The sequence below is a fragment of the Nostoc edaphicum CCNP1411 genome (assembly GCF_014023275.1).
Taxonomy (GTDB): domain Bacteria; phylum Cyanobacteriota; class Cyanobacteriia; order Cyanobacteriales; family Nostocaceae; genus Nostoc; species Nostoc edaphicum_A.
In genome coordinates this window covers 4,694,213-4,711,491 of the sequence record NZ_CP054698.1, presented here as the reverse complement: position 1 = coordinate 4,711,491, position 17,279 = coordinate 4,694,213, and the positions used below count along the sequence as shown (strand labels likewise).

Sequence of the window (17,279 nt, the reverse complement as noted above, 5' to 3'; positions counted from 1 at the left end):
AAGATGCTGCGTGAGAGCAATTAATGGGTAACGAAGACTATTTACAACGCTGTACAGTGCGTTTAAATGTTGCCAGTAGTCAAGGAACTGGTTTTTTTGTTGCACCGAATTGGATTCTCACCTGCGCCCATGTGGTTGAATCTGCGAAAGATAACCCTGTGCAAGTATTCTGGAAAGCAGAAAACCAAAATTACACAGCTAAAGTTACGCAATTATGCAAATATCCCCTTGATTTAGCCCTTTTACAACTGTACGAGGATTGTTTGGATCATCCCTGTGTTGAATTGGATGACACAAAACCCAATACCAACGATGATTTATATATTTTCGGTTATCCCAAGAATAGCGAAGTTGATTATTCGCTGGGAGATTCAGCAAGTTTTAAATATGAAGGAATAAGTTTTAAACAGGATATTATTCTCTATAAGTTAAAGCAAGGGCAAGTTATCTCAGGCTTTAGTGGATCGCCTTTGCTAAATTTACTAACAGGTAAAGTTTGTGGAATTGTACATCTTTCCCGTGATGAGGGTAACGATTTAGGGGGGCGGGCAGTTTCGGCTCAAGTTATTGTGCAACACTTTCCCGAAATTGCCTCACTTAATAAACAATTTCATCAGCTAAAGCCCAAAGGTGATAATCCATTTGAATATGGTTCTCTTGTTCGTCCACAACGTTTTTACGGACGGGAAAGAGAGATTTTAGAGATTAAACACCGCATTGGTGCGGCTAGTCCTCAATCTATCAATTTGGTAGGATTACGAGGTAATGGAAAAACCTCTCTATTGCGATATATCAGAGAAAGAGTCAGTGATTTTTGTTCACAACAACAAAAGCCTTTAGTTATTTCTTTAGATTTGAGGAGTAAAAATTTTCATACTCCAGAAGGTATTATTGAAGGCTTAAGAAGATCGACTCACAAGCTAACAGGAGATTTTCCTTGGTCAAAGGAAGATAATGAAGATGGCTTTAGGGTGGAAGATGGTCTAAGGGCGTTAGAAGATAAAGGGCATCGTTTAATAATTTTGTTGGATGAATTTGAAGCCATTGCTAGTAGACAAGAATTATTCAAGGATTGGGGGGATGATTGGCGAGCTAAGGCTTCTGAGGGGTTATTAACAATGGTAATTGCCAGCAAACGCCCTCTTAATGAGATTTACGGAAATTGGAATATGGTTTCTCCTTTTGCTAATATTTTCAGTACCACTATTTTAGGGGCATTAGAAAGAGAGGCTTGCGAAAGGATTATTCAAAAAGGATTTCTGCCTAATCCTGCGTTATTGCAATGGGTAGATGATGTAGCAGGGCAGTTGCCCTATTATGTGCAAATGGCGGGGGCGATGTTGTGGAAACATGGGAATCCAGAAACAGCTAGAAAAGAGTTCATTTTTCAGGCAAACGAGCTTTTTGAGGAACTTTGGGAAGATTTAACTGAAGTTGAACGTTTAGCACTGTGTTATGAGTTGGGAGGGAGTAATTTACCCTGTCCTAATTCAGCAATTGTAGATAGGCTTCAGCGTTATGGGTTATTACGTAAGGATGGGGGTTTATTTAGTAGTATATTTGCACGGTTTGTGAAAGGTCAAAGATAAAGCAATAAGTCAAAGATTTAATCATCAAATTAGAAATACAATGTTGCTGTTTTTACGAGAAACGTGGGAACTATTTTGGTGGGCAATGTTTTGTCCTTCAAGGCTTCAGCAACGGATGAATAAATGGTTGCCCAAAGAAGAAAAAGATGAACGCAGACCAGACATAAGTTTTCTATTTTTCAAAAACTTACGATTTATCAGTCAATATTTATTCATATTAGTTATTTTTAATATCCCTTTTATTTTAAAACTGACTGAGCATAATCACTTATTTAATTGGCTACAGTTACCTTGTATAATTTTAATTTCCTATGGAACAGGATTTTTATTTTTACCTTTAGGACTAATTATCCCCTTGTTATGGTTGATAATTCTATTAAGTCAGCCTGATGGCTGGTTGAAAGGCTTAATAGAAGCTATCAAAATTTCACCTCCTTTACTTCAAATAGGAATATTTGTTGCTGTTTTGGGAATATATTTATCATTAATTGTTTGGTTAATGATAAAAATTTTAAAAAAAGAACATCTTTCCTTTGCTCATAATGTGATGGTGATAGGAGGAACAATCAGTGTAATGTTAGGTGTATGGTTAGCAACTGAAAATTGGTTGTTTATGCTGTTAACTAGTGGGATAACAGGCTTTGCACTATTTTTATGTAGAGAAAGTATTAACAATAGTGATGTGGCGGTCGTCTTGGCGGTCGTCTTGGCAGTCGTATCTACTTTACCGCTTTCCTGGTTTTTGGTTTTTGTAGGTTTAATAGCCTTCGCTCTCGCACCAGCCAAAAACAATAGGGTTTTTATCACGACTACATTGATTTTAATAGCTGTTTCTATCCGAAATTTAGGATGGCTTTCAGCATTAATTATCCCTGTAAGTTTAGTCAGCTATTACAGAATTTTTGACTATTTTTTCTTTGCTTCTTTCAGTTTTTTTACATCAATTATTAATCGCCTCCATCCTCAACCATTGCAATTACTTCACAGTTTACCTCCCTATACCAGTGAACTCGTGTGGCTACCTTTACCTAATCACGAGCAGCTTTTCATTTCCGCTTTTCGTAGTAATCCTCAAGAACCTTTGAACGTCTTTCGATATACCCAAACTTTTTCCTTACCAGGATTTCAAATAACCCTGCAAAATGCCTTACCACAAATTGTTGCTGACCAACTCAAGCAAATTCAAAGTATTCCAGAACTAATCTTTACTACCAACTCAGACCATCGCATATTACCCTTCCTGATTTCCCCCTTCTATCACCTCGATTCTGACAGCGACACCTCCACTCCAGAAATACCTTTACCAAAGGTGAAACCCGAACTTTCTATCCTTCTTCCTCGCTTGCAAACTATTATTCAAGATATTCAATCTGCACTCGAAAATGAAAATATAGCCCGACGAGAACGAGGATTAGAAAAAATTAATAACAAGCTTGTTCAACTACAATCTCAATTATCCTCTCTGGGACTTAAAGACGAAGCTATCAAACGCTGGACACCTGTACTAGAACATTGGCAAAGGGTTATTGAACTGGAACAAAATGAACAATGCAAACTCTCTCAAGGCGAACTAATCAACCCCTTCCAATATGGAAATCCGGTGCGACTTGAGCAAAAAAACTTGTTTAAAGGTCGTCAGAGATTTGCCAATGAAGTTGTCCGTCGAGTTTTAGACCGTGACCGACCTACCCTTGTGCTGCATGGCCCCCGTCGCTGTGGTAAAACTTCCTTTTTGTATAACTTTCCCCGCCTGCTTCCCAGTGATATTATCCCCGTATTTGTGGATATGCAAAGTTCCGCCATTACCACCAGCGAATCTGACTTTTGCTTTGGCTTAGTCCGTGCAATTCATAAAGACTGCAAAAGTCAAGGCGTTCAATTACCAAACATTCCTAAACGCACCGATTTTCAAGCTAGTCCCTATACCACCTTAGAAGATTGGTTGGATGAAGCACTTGCCCAAATCGGAGAACGGCGCATCCTTCTCAACCTTGATGAATTTGAAAAAATAGGTATCGCCATCCAAAACGGACAGATAACTTTACGTTTATTTGACGAACTACGCCACTTAATTCAACATTATGAACAACTCTGTTTTCTCTTTTCTGGGGTGCAAACTTTAGAGGAATTAGGCACGAATTGGAGTAGCTATTTTATCAGCGTTGTCCCGATAGAAATGCTTTATCTTGAACCTAACGAAGCCGAGGACTTACTACTTAATCCAGATCCAGCTTTTGCACTGCGTTACGCTCCAGATATTGTACAGGAAGTATTAAGGCTTGCCAATTGTCACCCTTACTGCCTACAATTATTGGGCGCATCAATGGTGAATCAAGCTAACTTTAACCATACTGATTTTATTACTGTTGAACTTTTGCAAGCTTCTATTAACGACGCATTTATTTCTGGTCAGCCTTATTTTACAAATATTTGGACACAATTTACAGGAACTACACCAGAAGAAATGGTAATTGGTCAAGAATTATTATTACAAGTTGCCAAGAAAGATATTTTATTACCTATAACTACTGAAATTGCTGAAAAGGTATTAACCCGCTTGTTTCGTTATCATATTTTACACAAAATAAATGGAGGATATGATTTTGAAATTCCTCTATTAAAACAATGGGTGAAAGAGCGTGCAGTAAGAAGCTAATTATTTTATGAATATGCCCTAACAGATTTCAAATTTTATCATTAGCGGTTTGTTTTATTTAAATGCTCAATCAAAACCAAATACCTTTATTAGATGCCTTAAAAGCCAATGCAGCAAGACCACATGCGCCTTTTTACACCCCAGGACATAAACTAGGTGAGGGAATTTCTCAACCTTTGGCTGACTTACTTGGTAAAGCCGTCTTTCGCGCTGATTTAACCGAGTTAGCAGATTTAGATAATCTCTTTGCACCCCAAGGCGTTATTCAAGAAGCACAACAACTCGCGGCTGAGGCGTTTGGTGCTTTGCAAACATGGTTCCTTGTCAATGGTTCTACCTGTGGGATTGAAGCGGCAATTCTCGCTACCTGCGGCACAGGCGATAAAATTATCTTGCCTCGAAATGTACATTCTTCTGCGATCGCTGGTTTAATTCTCTCAGGTGCAATACCAATTTTTCTCAATCCTGAATATGACCCAGTTTTAGATATTGCCCACAGTATTACACCTGAAGCTGTGCAAGCTGCACTACAAAAGCATCCCGATGCCAAAGCAGTATTGACGGTTTATCCAACATATTACGGCGTTTGTGGAGAATTGAGTGCGATCGCCAGCATCACACATCAATACAATATCCCTCTACTTGTAGATGAAGCACACGGCGCACACTTTGCCTTTCATCCAGAATTACCCACTCCAGCTTTAGCCGCAGGTGCCGATTTAACTGTACAATCCATCCACAAAGTACTTGGTGCAATGACACAAGCATCGATGCTGCACGTCCAAGGTAATAGGATAGATTGCGATCGCATCAGTAAAGCTTTGCAGCTTGTACAATCTACTAGTCCTAATTATTTACTTTTAGCTTCTCTAGATGCAGCGCGTCAGCAAATGGCACTCCACGGAAAAATGTTGATGTCTCGCACTTTACAACTTGCTGACGAAGCTAGAACTAGAATAAGTCAAATTCCTGGATTATCTGTCTTACAGATTCTTAGCCCCCCTTCTCAAGGGGGGTTGGGGGGATCTTCTTCTAGAGGTGGGCTGAGAGGATATCCCAGCTTTATAGCTTTAGACAAAACGCGATTAACTGTCACTGTTTCTGGTTTAGGTTTAACCGGATTTGAGGCAGATGAAATTCTTGATGAAAAATTAGATGTCACCGCTGAATTCGCCTCACTGGAACATCTCACCTTTATCATTAGTTTGGGCAACACCCCAGATGATATTGAGCAACTGGTGCAAGGTTTTACCACTCTTGCCGAAAAATATCGTCGAACCAATTTGACTATTAAAAGCCATCTGTGGCAGGATCTTTTCACTACACAGTCTCATACTTTATATTGTTCTCCCCGTGAAGCCTTTTTTGCTATTAGTGAAATACTACCTTTGACACAGACCAATAAACGCATCTGTAGCGAAATTGTCTGTCCCTATCCTCCAGGAATTCCCTTATTAATGCCGGGAGAAATTATCACAAAATCCATCCTTGATTACCTGCAACAAATCCAGACAATGGGGGGATTTATTAGTGGTTGTGCTGATACTAGTCTAAAAACTTTGAAAGTTGTGAAATAACCTCCTAACTCCTTTTCTTAACTTCACACCAATGGCATGATACCCACACTACATGATTGAATAATTTATCGAACAGAATTCTGGATTCAGAATTCTGTATTTGATTCTGACTCCTGAATTCTGAATTCTGAATTCTTTTTCATTTGTTGGAAGTTTCTAACTTGATTGATGTACGTTAAAATCCTAAATCTACAGCAATGCGATGGGCACAAGCAAACCCAGAAAAAGCTACTGCATTCAACCCTTGACCTGGAAAGGTGCTATCCCCTACACAATAAAGTCCTGGAATAGCTGTACGATTAAACGGCATATTCAATAAACCCCACAACTTGCGCCGAGGAATTGGCCCATAAGTGCCATCTTTACGACCCAAAAAGCGCTGATGGGTGCGCGGTGTCCCCACTTCCAGATAATCCAATCCGGCATCTAAACCTGGAAAAATCTTCTCTAGGCGGTCAATAATTCGCCAAGCCGCCTTTTCTTTCTTCGCTTCGTACTCACTTACAGAAAGTTTTTGCCAATCATCAATCCAATGAGGCGTAAAGGCATGAATGATGTGATATCCATTTGGTGCTAAATCTGGATCAAGCAATGTGGGAATTGAAACAAAAACTGTGCCTTCTGCTGCTGTCATCCTTTCCCAATCTTCCAGCAAAATATGGTGACACTCTGTCCCCGCAGGTAAAACTGACTCCTTTACTCCGATGTGTAAACTCAAGAAGCTTGGAGATTTTTGATAATTTTGTTGCCATTTTTTCTCATTATGTGGCATTGCTTCTGCTGGTAATAATTGTTCAAATGTATCCCAGCGTGTAGCATTAGAAACTATGCGTTTACCCCGATACACTTTACCATTAGCCAGTTGCACACCTACCGCTTTTCCTTGTTCTGTGAGAATTTTTGTGACTCTAGCTTGGTACTGAATCTTACCTCCAGCTTTCTCTAGACCTTCCACCAGTTTTTGGGCAATTTGTCCCACCCCGCCTTTGGGATAGTTAACTCCGCCATAATGCCTGTCAGAAAAGACCATCCCAGCATTAATCATTGGTGTCATGTCTGATGGAACCACCGACCAGCAATAACATTCCATATCGATAAATTTCAATAATTGCGGGTCTTTGATGTAGCGCCGCGCCACATCCCCGGCATTTTGGGGCAGATACTTAGCTAAACCGAGACACGCCAAAGGATGCTGGAAAAATACGCGCAGTAAATACCGAGGTTCTTCCAGTGACAGCAAATCCATGCTGTTGAGGCACTTGAATACTTTTTGACATTCGTCATAAAAGCGACGAATCCCCTGTTCTTCATGGGGAAAATGAGCAGTAAGATTTTGCAAAAATTTTTCATAAACCCGGTCAACCTTCAAGTCTAAACCTTGGGGTAGATGATAGTGAATCTGCACCGGATCTGCGATCGCTTCTTGGCTGACATTTACACTTGATAATGCACGGGTGAGTAAGTTAGTAGTACCATTCTGTCCTAGTCCAAAAATCATTGATGCGCCAACATCAAATCGATAGCCTTGGCGTTCAAAATAACCAGCGCTACCACCTGGAATCAAATAACGTTCCAGTACCAGCACTTTCGCTCCCTTCGCTGCTAACTGGGTCGCTGTTACTAATCCGCCAATCCCAGACCCAATTACGATCGCATCAATTGTCATTTGTCATTTGTCCTTTGTCATTTGTCCTACCCTGCGGGTTCGCCCTTGGCGTTCTCGAAGAGTAGCCGCAGAAGCGTCTATGTTATTTGTCCTTTGTTATTTGTCTAGAGTCAATCAATATTTACCAATGACCAATGACTAATCAAAAAAAAGAGGGACGAGCCTGCTGCTGCTGGCTAATCCCGTCTGCCGATCCTTAAAAGAGAGGAGAACACTGTATAACAATATAGCCTTGATTGAGAATTTATGTCAACTGCTAATGAAAAAGTTTATCAATAAAATTGAGAGTGTTAATTTTTAGCTGTCAGCCTAATGCAGGAAAGAGTATTATGGTGTTTCAGTTCTTATACAATAAAAAGGCGCTTGTTTCTGGCTATGACGCTACAATTGCGCGTTTATGTTCCACCCCATCCCCTGATCAAACACTGGCTAGCAGTTGCCCGTGATGCAGGCACACCTTCAGTATTATTTCGCAGTGCCATGACTGAGTTGGGAAGATGGCTGACTTATGAAGCTGCGCGAGATTGGTTACCGACTCAAGAAATAGCAGTGCAGAGTCCCTTAGATACATGTCCGGCAACGGTGATTGATCCGCAGGTGCCTATGGCAGTAGTGCCGATTCTGCGGGCTGGACTAGGATTACTTGAGGGAGCGCAGACTTTATTACCTTTAGCATCGATTTACCATCTTGGCTTGGCGCGAGACGAAGAGACACTGCAACCTCATTGTTATCTGAACAAGTTACCAGAAAAATTTGACCCCCAAACACGAGTGTTAATTACCGATCCAATGTTGGCAACAGGAGGGTCGATCATGGCAGCAATGGCAGAATTAACACAACGGGGTGCTGATCCAACCCTGATGCGGATTGTGTGTGTAGTAGCGGCTCCACCAGCTTTGCAAAAATTGAGTGAAGCTTATCCAGGTTTAATAATTTACACCGCTACTATTGACGAAAAACTGAATAACCAGGGGTATATTGTACCGGGATTGGGAGATGCAGGCGATCGCATCTTTGGGACTTAAGCTAGTATGCAGCTAGGGCAGGAAAATAGCATAACTACTGTAAAAGTTGCAAGGTTTGTTGAAGGCGGTAAAGATATGAGTCAGCGAGATGGTTTTGGTAGTGGTTTTATAGCAGGGGCATTTGTCGGTGGCGTATTTGGCGGTGTTATCGGAGCATTGATTGCTTCTCGACGCGAGCCAGAATTGCTAGGTGAGGAGGAAATAGAACTGACAGATAGCCAAGCCGAAGCTAAGAGAATAGCAGCAAAGCGGCGTCAGATGAAAGCCTCAGAAAGTGAGAGCATCGGCATAGAAACGGCCAGGCGATCGCTAGAAGATAAAATTGCCCAGCTAAATGCCACAATTGATGAAGTGCGGAAGCAACTAGGAAATGTTAATGGCGGTTCATCCCAAGCAACCAGTGACCGTTCCCTCACTAAAGACTCCTGAAGTTTGTTCAGGCGTGGTGAAAGTGTCAAGTGTGGTAAACGTGAAATCCGCAAACAGCATGACATGGACTAAATTAAAATTAAAAGATAAGACCGCGTTTGACACTTAGTAGGAAACACAGCTATCCATGAGTTTACTGATTACGACACTAGTAACCTTTGTCACCTTTTATAGCTATTTGCTAATTATTCGGGTTTTGTTGACCTGGTTCCCGACAATCAACTGGTATAACCAGCCATTTGCCGCTTTAGCCCAGATAACCGACCCTTATCTGAATCTATTCCGCTCAATTATTCCCCCATTGGGTGGTATGGATTTTTCTCCGATTTTAGCTTTCTTAGCACTCAACTTAGCTGGAGAGTTTCTGAGAACCCTAACTCGTCTACCATTCGTCCAGGGATTTTGATTAGTACCCCAATCAAAACTTTTGTAGAGACGCTTTCACAATTGGCGTCTCTACAATTTTTATGAGAAGAATTCAGAATTCAGAACTCAGGAGTCAGAATTCAGTATTAATTCTGACTCCTGAGTATTATATAAATACTGCTCAGGTTTTGGATTTTAAATTGGAATTTGTTTTTGGGGAAAAGGTTACTGGGTTTGGGTTAAAGGTTTTTTCTTTCCCCTTTCCCCAAAACCCGACAAGTATTGAGTATTATATTATCTACGCACTTGACCGCTAAACCCAGCAGCCTTGAACTGCTTTAGCTTCAAGGGAGTCGGCTGATTAGCAGGTACAGAAATTCTTAATTCAAAATCGCTAATGCCTGGTGGCACCTCGGTAATAGAACCTAAGCGAGTCCGGTTTTGCATCACCGAGTCATTATTAGCATCATAGATGCGTCCAAAAATATCTGCGTCGTAGACTGTTTTATTAGTGCCATTTTCTGCTTTGCCAATGACAATAAAACAATTGGCTGCTGCGCTACCACTACTGATAACAGCCCCTTCTGCTAATTCTGGTGGACAATCTTTATAAGATACGTCAAATAGTTTAATCTGTGTCAGGGCTACAGCTGGAGGAATAATCACCCACGATAGAAAGGTGATGATACAGGAAATAAAAACGACCGTGAGTGAACGCAACCGCATAAAAGACCCCGTGACTTAATTTACAAACAATATGTAACTTACAACCTCAGCTTACCTTGAATTTAACTACAGGGTAATTAGACCTCTTGTAAAAGTTCCTTTTGCAAGAGGTAGGGAAAGGGGAAAAAGATGGAACTTTCCCTTTCCCCCTTTCCCTTTTCCCCACTTCTGCAAGAAGTCTATTGGAGACTTGAATTTAACTTTTGTAATAATTAGGGAAATAAACCCTCAATTGCTATTAAATTATGACTCCAGATGAGATTGAAGCAGCTATGTTCGCAGCCTTTAATCGTTGTGATGTCGCAAGCTGTCCTCTCACTGACGCGCAGAAACAGATATTACTGCAAGTGGTCGAGCAAATTCAGGGAAATTCTCCCTCTGGGACATCAAATATTGCTAATCCCTTAGACGAACTTACCCCAGAGGAGTTAGAAGCATTTTTACAGTTTGTTAAGGATGAAGAACAACGCAACCGCACTTGGAAAGTGCAATTACTCAACGACTGGTTGCTCGAAAATGACTCTGGAACGGTACAATTCATTCGCCAACGCTATGGTTTACAGTGGCTCAATCGTGTTGAGTCATGCCATTTTGATAAGTATTATTATTTTGAGGATGCATTAAAGTTAAGAGTAGGCGATCGCATTGAAGTTTCCAATGCACTATGGGAATGGGTGCAAGAAGATGGCCCTTGTCAGCGCGAATGGTTTCCCTGTATGGTGATTCAGGTCGAAGAAATTAGCGATGACTCCTCTACTAATTGCGTCGTCCGCTTCTTCAACGGCGCTGAGTATGAAATTCAAGGCATCTACGAATGGAATCGTTATAACTGGCGCTGGCCTCAAAAATAGTAGTCTCTCAATAAATAATTGATGGATAAAATCCTTGTAGAGACGGCGATTTATCGCGTCTCTCTAACCTCAATGAAATTATTGTTTGAACAACGCCCAAGCCAAAAACCTTTCGGTATGATACAACGCTAATTGATTGCTCACACCGTTGAAAACGGCATCAAAAGCGTGTTCTGCCCAAGGAATTTCTAGAAAAACCGCAGTATTACCAGAATCATGTAAACGTTCATACATCTTTTTGCCAAATCGTGCTTCTACCAAATGGTCGCGACTACCGTAAATTAATAAAGTTGGCGGTAAAGGATGCGTCAGGTAATTTATCGGTGAAGCAATTTGATACTGATTAGGTAATTCTTTTAAAGAACCACCGATAAATGCTTTTAAAACAGCGCGGGTGTTAATAGGATCGGGATTTGGCGGTGTCTTGTATCCTCCCGGTAAGTTAACAGGCCCGTAATAGTTCACCACAGCACGAATAGGTGGTGCATCCGGTTGATAAGCCGCTAGCATTGCTAGATGTGCCCCCGCAGAACGCCCTAAAAGTACCATCCGTTCAGGATCAGCTTCATATTCAGCTGCATGTTGGCGAATAAAATTCAAGGCTGTACGCACATCATCTAACTGAGATGGAAATCGATATTGAGGTGCGTGTCGATAAGCGATCGCAAATACTGTATATCCATGATTAGCAATATATTGATTAAACTCAGAATTAGCGCCAGTATTGCCATATTGCCAAGCTCCACCATAAATTACTACTACTGCTGGATATTTCCCTACCTCTGAGGGTTGGTAAACTTCCATTTTTAAAGGCACTCCCGCAGGTGAAGCAAAGAGAATATCTTTTTGATGACGTGTTTTACCTAATGGAATACCCCGGAAGAAATTAACTAAGTCAAAGGGATGGATTTGCATCTTAGCCCTTACTTGGACTGGAATTTGCTCTAGATAATTTGCTCCCAATCCTTGTTTCATCGCTTTAGCCATCTGCATTTGAGTTAGTGGAATATTCACTAGCACCGATCCACAAATTACCAATCCGATTAAACTGAAAATGCAAACTAAACGCTGTATTTTACGGCGACGGATGTAGAATAAAGAAAGCAATAAAAAGAGCAAATTTAATAATAATAACCAAGGACTGACTTCTGGCGCTCCCACTGCTAGCCTGAGTAAAAACATATTTGGGGCAGCAAGAATAATCCAAGAGCTAAGAAATAGACTTGTAAAACTTAGAAATAAGATAAGCCATGATAAAATTATTTTGGGTTTAGCAAACATAGATAAACTGCGGGAATAAAGACTCCGAAGAAGTACAATTTATCCGCTAATGCTAAGGTTGGCAATAGTCCTATATTCTAAATGGCGATGAAAGCATAACTCATTGCTGTGGTACCCAAAGACGAAAAGCTTTGAGCGTTGCATTTCTGCCTGCTGTTGTACTTTGCTCTAGATATTGGGGAATGGCTGCAATTATTGGGAATAGAGGAAAATTTAAGCTTTGCTGAGATTCTACATAATGCCCATTTTGTAGAACGTTAATTTGGAGCTTTCCTCGCTCAAAACGCCAAAGTTCAGGCACTTTTAGCGCTTCATAAATATTAGGATGAGTACGAGAAGTAATATCAATTTCTAGAGCTAAATCTGGAGGAGGATCTACTGCTAAATCTAGCCGCTTTTTGCCGCGAATCTTAGATTCATTTTTTATATAGAAACACTGATCGGGTTCTATACCTTGAGCCATCGCTTGGTTTTTGAAAGTGGTAGAACCAAGGCATCTAAACTCGATATCTAATTCTTCCAGAAGCGCTTTGACTAAATCGCTAATAATTTCTTTGTCAAATTCATGTTCTGGCAGTGGTGCCATAATCTCTAGTATTCCCCTGTCATAAGCAATTCGTGCAGCCCGATGTTCCCCTAAATCCTCTAGAATTGCTTCCAATTCCTGCCAGGTTACATCTCGCAGTAGCACTCTTTGTCCTGGTGGAATATAGATGCGCTTGAATTCCAACAACATCATCTCCACTCCCAGTAGCTCAAACCTAAATTTAGCTTACTCTAGTTGACCTGACGGGACGACAATTTTTGCTACTTCATCGCTATGCTTGGATGCGCTCGTCAAACATCGCCTCATAGAAGTGTACACGGGGGCGATCGCTCTTAGAGGATGTTTGAAAAGTCCTCTTTTTAGTATCAAAACATTCTAGATCCCCCTAAATCCCCCTTAAAAAGGGGGACTTTGATTCCGGTTCCCCCCTTTTCAAGCTATCCATTATAAACATCTTTCTTAATAAGAACATTGACAAAAAAGAGTAGTTATGTAGGGAAGGATGGAAGCCAAAAAATCACAAGTGACAGGAGAAAATGGGCACGAGAATCAACAGAGTTTGAAAAAGTGAAATTTTCGCATGGCAACTTTGGTGTAAAAAACTAATTATCGGTAGTGGAAGAAGGAAAACACCGCAGAAACCGACGATAGGATGGAGCAATAATTAATTATTGAAAGACTGGCAAAGCAGCCAACCCTCAACCAGATCATGTAATCGACTTAATCCACGCCAGAGAACTTTTACACCTGGAGAGCCATCGCTTTTGCGACCTAAAAACCCACCAAGTCGAGCAATCCAATTGACCACTTGAGCCAGAGTCGGTGGTGTAGTATGAGGATAAAGTTGATGATGAATAGTGGTGTAGAGGACTTGCCACTCATGAGTGGCTAAAACTAGTTCACAACTAGCATCAGGCTGAAAACGAGCTAAGTAAGTCAGCCACAGCAAACGCCAAGCAACGATACTGTAGGTAGCCAAAGCCATCTCGATTCTGTGGGCAGTTTCGAGTTGTAACTTCTCAATGCCACAGCCACTTTTTTAAAACATAGTGATAACGTTCAATCAACCAGCGATAACTATACCATCGCACATACAGCTGAACATCTTCCAGACAGGTAATCTCTAAGGTAGTCAGCAGTAACCAGGTAATCGGCTCGATCTCTGGTGGTGGCTCAACTTCTGTGACTAAAATAGCCTGCAATGTCACCTAGGTGCTAGAAGTTCTGTTTTGGGGGCGATTCTGCGGTGGTGCAATGGTAATTGTGGCATGACGAATCTTCAAGATGGCTGTTCTTGGCGTTTGAGTCGCAGAGCGTTTTACCTCTACTGTCATTGTGCCAACCGACTCAACAGACTCTAAAGTTGACCATAAATGCTGCTCACTGCCAACTAGACAGCGATTTTGAGTAGCTCGAATCAGAAAATCTGACCCAGGACGACGAGCATCAGCAAATAAGTCATAAAAATCGGCTTCTCGGTCAGCAATCGTCACTACTTGTACTGATTCGGGAATGATTGAGTCAGTTTTTTTCAAAGCATCAAGCCATCTTTGACTTTCTTTTTCTTTTGTCGGTTTTTTGTTTCCTTTGTTCAGATTTTCCTAGTTCTTCTTCGTTTCTTGACCACACATCTTGCTCGATGATGCCCAATGGTATTCCCTGTGGGGGAGACAGTGAAGACTGAGTGGACTTTTAACCCTTTGGCATAAGAACTATCGAGATATCCTGTTCCCGATAGAGCTTTGTGGCTGGTGTAGTTAAGTTCTGTGGTATCTTGTATTGCCAAGACTACTCTATGTTGGGTAATTCGCTCTACTGTCGCATCGATATGTCCTTGTCTAATCATGGATGGTTTGATGTACGGTGAATCCCAGAAGTCATAGGTGGCTTTCGTTTGCGCCCATGTTTCACTTGCTTGCAAAACACTGGCTTCCGGTTTCGCACTTAAATTTTCGACTATTTTGATTAACCGTTTGGTTCTTCTGGTGTCACCTAATTCGGTTCTTTCTAGTTCCTGTGTGATCCATTGTTCCATTTGCTGACTTTGCGATGCTTCCGGCTCTTCGTATAGACAATACACAATCTCTGGCTTTTGTCCAATTTTCTGTTAAGAAAGATGTTTATAATGGATAGCTTTTTAAGGGGGGTTAGGGGGGATCTATAAGTGCCTAAAGTCACAGCAAAATACTTTTAAAACAACCTCTTACATTCCCGTTCCCCATTCCCCACTCCCTCATTGTCTAGAGTAAAGAAAAAACCTCTGGAGTTCCCAGAGGTTTTGGTTCCTGATTTAGTTTCTATTTGTTACTACAATTTGTCCTCAGTCATTTCCCGATAATGAAGGAAATTATTTGATTTGAGTTCTTACTCAAGCACTTATGACTCAATGGCGATTACCAGGAAATGCTGAAAGGGATATTTTTTTGATCGCGTAATAAGGTTCAATTAAGACTTTCTCCTCCCTAATAATCCTTAAAAGGAAGGTATTAAACCTAAAATATACTGAGAAAGAAGTATTGGAATATACTTTCTGCAAAGAAATACTAATGAATGACTAACTCAAGCTAGAGCTAATTCATTGCAAACGCGTTTACACATATAGATATTCTATAGTAATCATAAATTTTTTTTCAAAAAAACTCAGTAGTCTTGTAGGATGCATGATGCTCTGCTAACACACCCTACTTATAGTTCAAAAATTAAATATAGGACTATTATTTGATTTTTGAACTATACGTAAGCTGGGCACTTGTCTTAAATTATATTCAACCATATAGGACTCCTATTTTATTTTTGAAAAAATTCAGTCCCACTCAAATAGGGTTGTTCCCTATTCCCCACTCCCCGCCTACGCAAGTCAATTCAGGAATCAAATCGGATTACTATAGTTAAATTTTTAGACTGTAAGTTCAATAACTATTGGCAATCTTTTACGCCAACCTAGATTATTTTCATACTATAGATAGATATCAATATAGTAAATTTGGTAGATAGTAATGTATGTACTTCTATTACTATAGACAGATGTAAATGTGGGATAAATTAATAAAAATACTATTTTTTTAGCAAACAATAAGTGATGTGTCCTAAAAATTATTACGATAAGAAAAATTAAATTGTCAATGATTATTTCAAAAGAAAAACTAATAACTAAACCTTTGTTTTTTCAACAAGATGATTGTAATCTTTTGATAAAGATATTGTCAAGATTCAATGATATTTTCTTGTTTATTGTAAAAACTATTGACTAGATGTAGGATTGTTCTTAAATAAAGAACAGCGGGCTAAGGAAAAGATTAAGTAACTGTCACTTCTTGATTGAACTTTTATTTCAGATAGGTTCAATTTTATTACTACATGCTGATGACAAACTAGCTAGTTTGTAGGATAGTCTAAGAACTAGATTTCCACTCATACCTGACCTTGACTGTTTTTAGTTTCCAAGTCATTGAACAAGATTCAACCTCTTGTTGGCAATCAAAAATTAACCTACCTAAATATTAGGAGGTTAATCTATAAACCCGTATTGTATAATTCAGTAAAATCATCAATATAAGGGCTACTCGAAGCCTCGAAAGTGTTTGCCTATTACCATCAACCAGGGGCAATGGTCTTAACCAATACCATTATTGCACCGGGCTTCAGGAAAGTCTGTCAAGTTTTAGCGGCTAGCCAGTAAGTAGTTTACTGGTTTTAAGTATTTTTATTCCAAGTGAAGACCATTAAGGTCGAATTTTGATTTATTAAAATCTGACCGAATGAAATTAATCCCTAAAATATCAGAATATTAGGGGAATAATACCTAGCGTTATTTGCACACCACGTCAATATTTAATCAACCTTCTAGGACTAATTAATTTTGCAGTTGTATATCCTGATGTACCAGGATTGAAAAAACAATTGCAAAAGACATATTTGCCCACATTTCACAGTTGGCGGCAACTGATAAAAATTATGTCAGAATACTCCAGTCAAGACAGAGCTTTTGAATGCTATGACATGCACGAGAGCAAATTTTTAACGCCTTTTCAACGGAAGGCACTGTTGAAAAATTTGCAAGCGAATTTACAGCCAGAATACCGTCGGCGAATTGAAATTATGTTGCTGGCGGATATGGGGAAATCTCAAAGCCAAATCTGTGAAATATTAAGTTGTTCTCAGGAAATGGCACGTTACTGGATTGGTGTGGCAGAGGCAGGTCTAGCGCACAAATGGAATGAGCGCCCAATCGGTAGACCCAAGACTGTTAACGATCAATACATTGAACGTTTGAAAGAATTGGTAAGTAATAGTCCGCGTGAATATGGCTATGCATTTACTTACTGGACAGCCCAATGGTTAAGCAAGCATTTAGCAAATGAATTTGGGATTGCAATTACCGATCGCCATGTTAACCGCTTGCTAAAAAAAATGGGACTTTCCACTAAGCGCAAAAATCCCTGTCCACAAGAAACTGACCTAAATAAGGATGCTGGCATTACGATTGGTGACTTGCAATCCAACTCCGAACCGAGTTTGCATTGGTCATTTAATCTAATTCAGACCAATAACTAAATTGATTAGTC

Annotated in this window: 12 protein-coding genes and 1 pseudogene; 8 read left to right on the top strand and 5 right to left on the bottom strand. The window is 40.1% G+C overall.

The features are described 5' to 3' along the window. The first annotated feature begins 23 nt into the window (after nucleotides 1-23). From HUN01_RS22380 to HUN01_RS22370, 3 genes are all read left to right on the top strand, one after another. Nucleotides 24-1,589, top strand: coding sequence for a serine protease (locus HUN01_RS22380; RefSeq protein ID WP_181928039.1), 1,566 nt, complete (start codon nucleotides 24-26; stop codon nucleotides 1,587-1,589). A 40-nt stretch (nucleotides 1,590-1,629) separates the two neighbouring features. Beyond that, nucleotides 1,630-4,245: an AAA family ATPase gene (locus HUN01_RS22375; protein WP_203219496.1), complete on the top strand. Its 2,616-nt coding sequence runs from the start codon at nucleotides 1,630-1,632 to the stop codon at nucleotides 4,243-4,245. A 62-nt stretch (nucleotides 4,246-4,307) separates the two neighbouring features. Next, nucleotides 4,308-5,822, top strand: coding sequence for an aminotransferase class I/II-fold pyridoxal phosphate-dependent enzyme (locus tag HUN01_RS22370; protein ID WP_181928038.1), 1,515 nt, complete (start codon nucleotides 4,308-4,310; stop codon nucleotides 5,820-5,822). Nucleotides 5,823-5,997: 175 nt separating this feature from the next. Here the strand turns inward: HUN01_RS22370 and crtH are convergent, their stop codons facing one another. Continuing rightward, on the bottom strand, nucleotides 5,998-7,488 hold the full coding sequence (gene crtH / locus HUN01_RS22365; RefSeq protein ID WP_181928037.1) for a carotenoid isomerase: 1,491 nt from the start codon (nucleotides 7,486-7,488) through the stop codon (nucleotides 5,998-6,000). A 375-nt stretch (nucleotides 7,489-7,863) separates the two neighbouring features. Between crtH and upp the strand changes: the two genes are divergently transcribed. From upp to HUN01_RS22350, 3 genes are all read left to right on the top strand, one after another. Continuing rightward, on the top strand, nucleotides 7,864-8,514 hold the full coding sequence (gene upp / locus HUN01_RS22360; RefSeq protein WP_181928036.1) for a uracil phosphoribosyltransferase: 651 nt from the start codon (nucleotides 7,864-7,866) through the stop codon (nucleotides 8,512-8,514). Nucleotides 8,515-8,589: 75 nt separating this feature from the next. Further along, nucleotides 8,590-8,943 (top strand): ssl2009 family thylakoid membrane protein, encoded by a 354-nt coding sequence (locus HUN01_RS22355; RefSeq protein ID WP_181932781.1) that lies wholly within the window; start codon nucleotides 8,590-8,592, stop codon nucleotides 8,941-8,943. Nucleotides 8,944-9,070: 127 nt separating this feature from the next. Then, the gene (locus HUN01_RS22350; RefSeq protein ID WP_069070457.1) at nucleotides 9,071-9,349 is read left to right on the top strand and encodes a YggT family protein; all 279 of its coding nucleotides are present in this window, start codon (nucleotides 9,071-9,073) and stop codon (nucleotides 9,347-9,349) included. Between the two features lie 254 nt (nucleotides 9,350-9,603). Here HUN01_RS22350 and HUN01_RS22345 read toward each other — a convergent pair whose 3' ends face one another. Then, nucleotides 9,604-10,035 carry a biotin carboxylase gene (locus HUN01_RS22345; RefSeq protein ID WP_181928035.1) on the bottom strand — a complete coding sequence of 144 codons (432 nt, stop codon included), beginning with the start codon at nucleotides 10,033-10,035 and terminating at the stop codon, nucleotides 9,604-9,606. A 245-nt stretch (nucleotides 10,036-10,280) separates the two neighbouring features. Between HUN01_RS22345 and HUN01_RS22340 the strand changes: the two genes are divergently transcribed. After that, nucleotides 10,281-10,886 (top strand): hypothetical protein, encoded by a 606-nt coding sequence (locus tag HUN01_RS22340; protein WP_181928034.1) that lies wholly within the window; start codon nucleotides 10,281-10,283, stop codon nucleotides 10,884-10,886. Nucleotides 10,887-10,964: 78 nt separating this feature from the next. Here the strand turns inward: HUN01_RS22340 and HUN01_RS22335 are convergent, their stop codons facing one another. The 3 genes and pseudogenes from HUN01_RS22335 to HUN01_RS22325 all read right to left on the bottom strand — a co-directional run bounded on the left by HUN01_RS22335 (nucleotide 10,965) and on the right by HUN01_RS22325 (nucleotide 14,749). Beyond that, nucleotides 10,965-12,167, bottom strand: a complete 1,203-nt coding sequence (locus HUN01_RS22335) for an alpha/beta hydrolase (RefSeq protein ID WP_181928033.1) — start codon at nucleotides 12,165-12,167, stop codon at nucleotides 10,965-10,967. 100 nt (nucleotides 12,168-12,267) lie between these two features. Next, on the bottom strand, nucleotides 12,268-12,903 hold the full coding sequence (locus tag HUN01_RS22330; protein ID WP_181932780.1) for a Uma2 family endonuclease: 636 nt from the start codon (nucleotides 12,901-12,903) through the stop codon (nucleotides 12,268-12,270). 475 nt (nucleotides 12,904-13,378) lie between these two features. Then, a pseudogene (locus HUN01_RS22325) lies at nucleotides 13,379-14,749 on the bottom strand (IS4 family transposase). Nucleotides 14,750-16,668: 1,919 nt separating this feature from the next. Between HUN01_RS22325 and HUN01_RS22320 the strand changes: the two are divergent. After that, complete coding sequence (locus HUN01_RS22320; RefSeq protein WP_181928032.1) at nucleotides 16,669-17,268, top strand: helix-turn-helix domain-containing protein; 600 nt, start codon at nucleotides 16,669-16,671, stop codon at nucleotides 17,266-17,268. Nucleotides 17,269-17,279 lie beyond the last annotated feature (11 nt).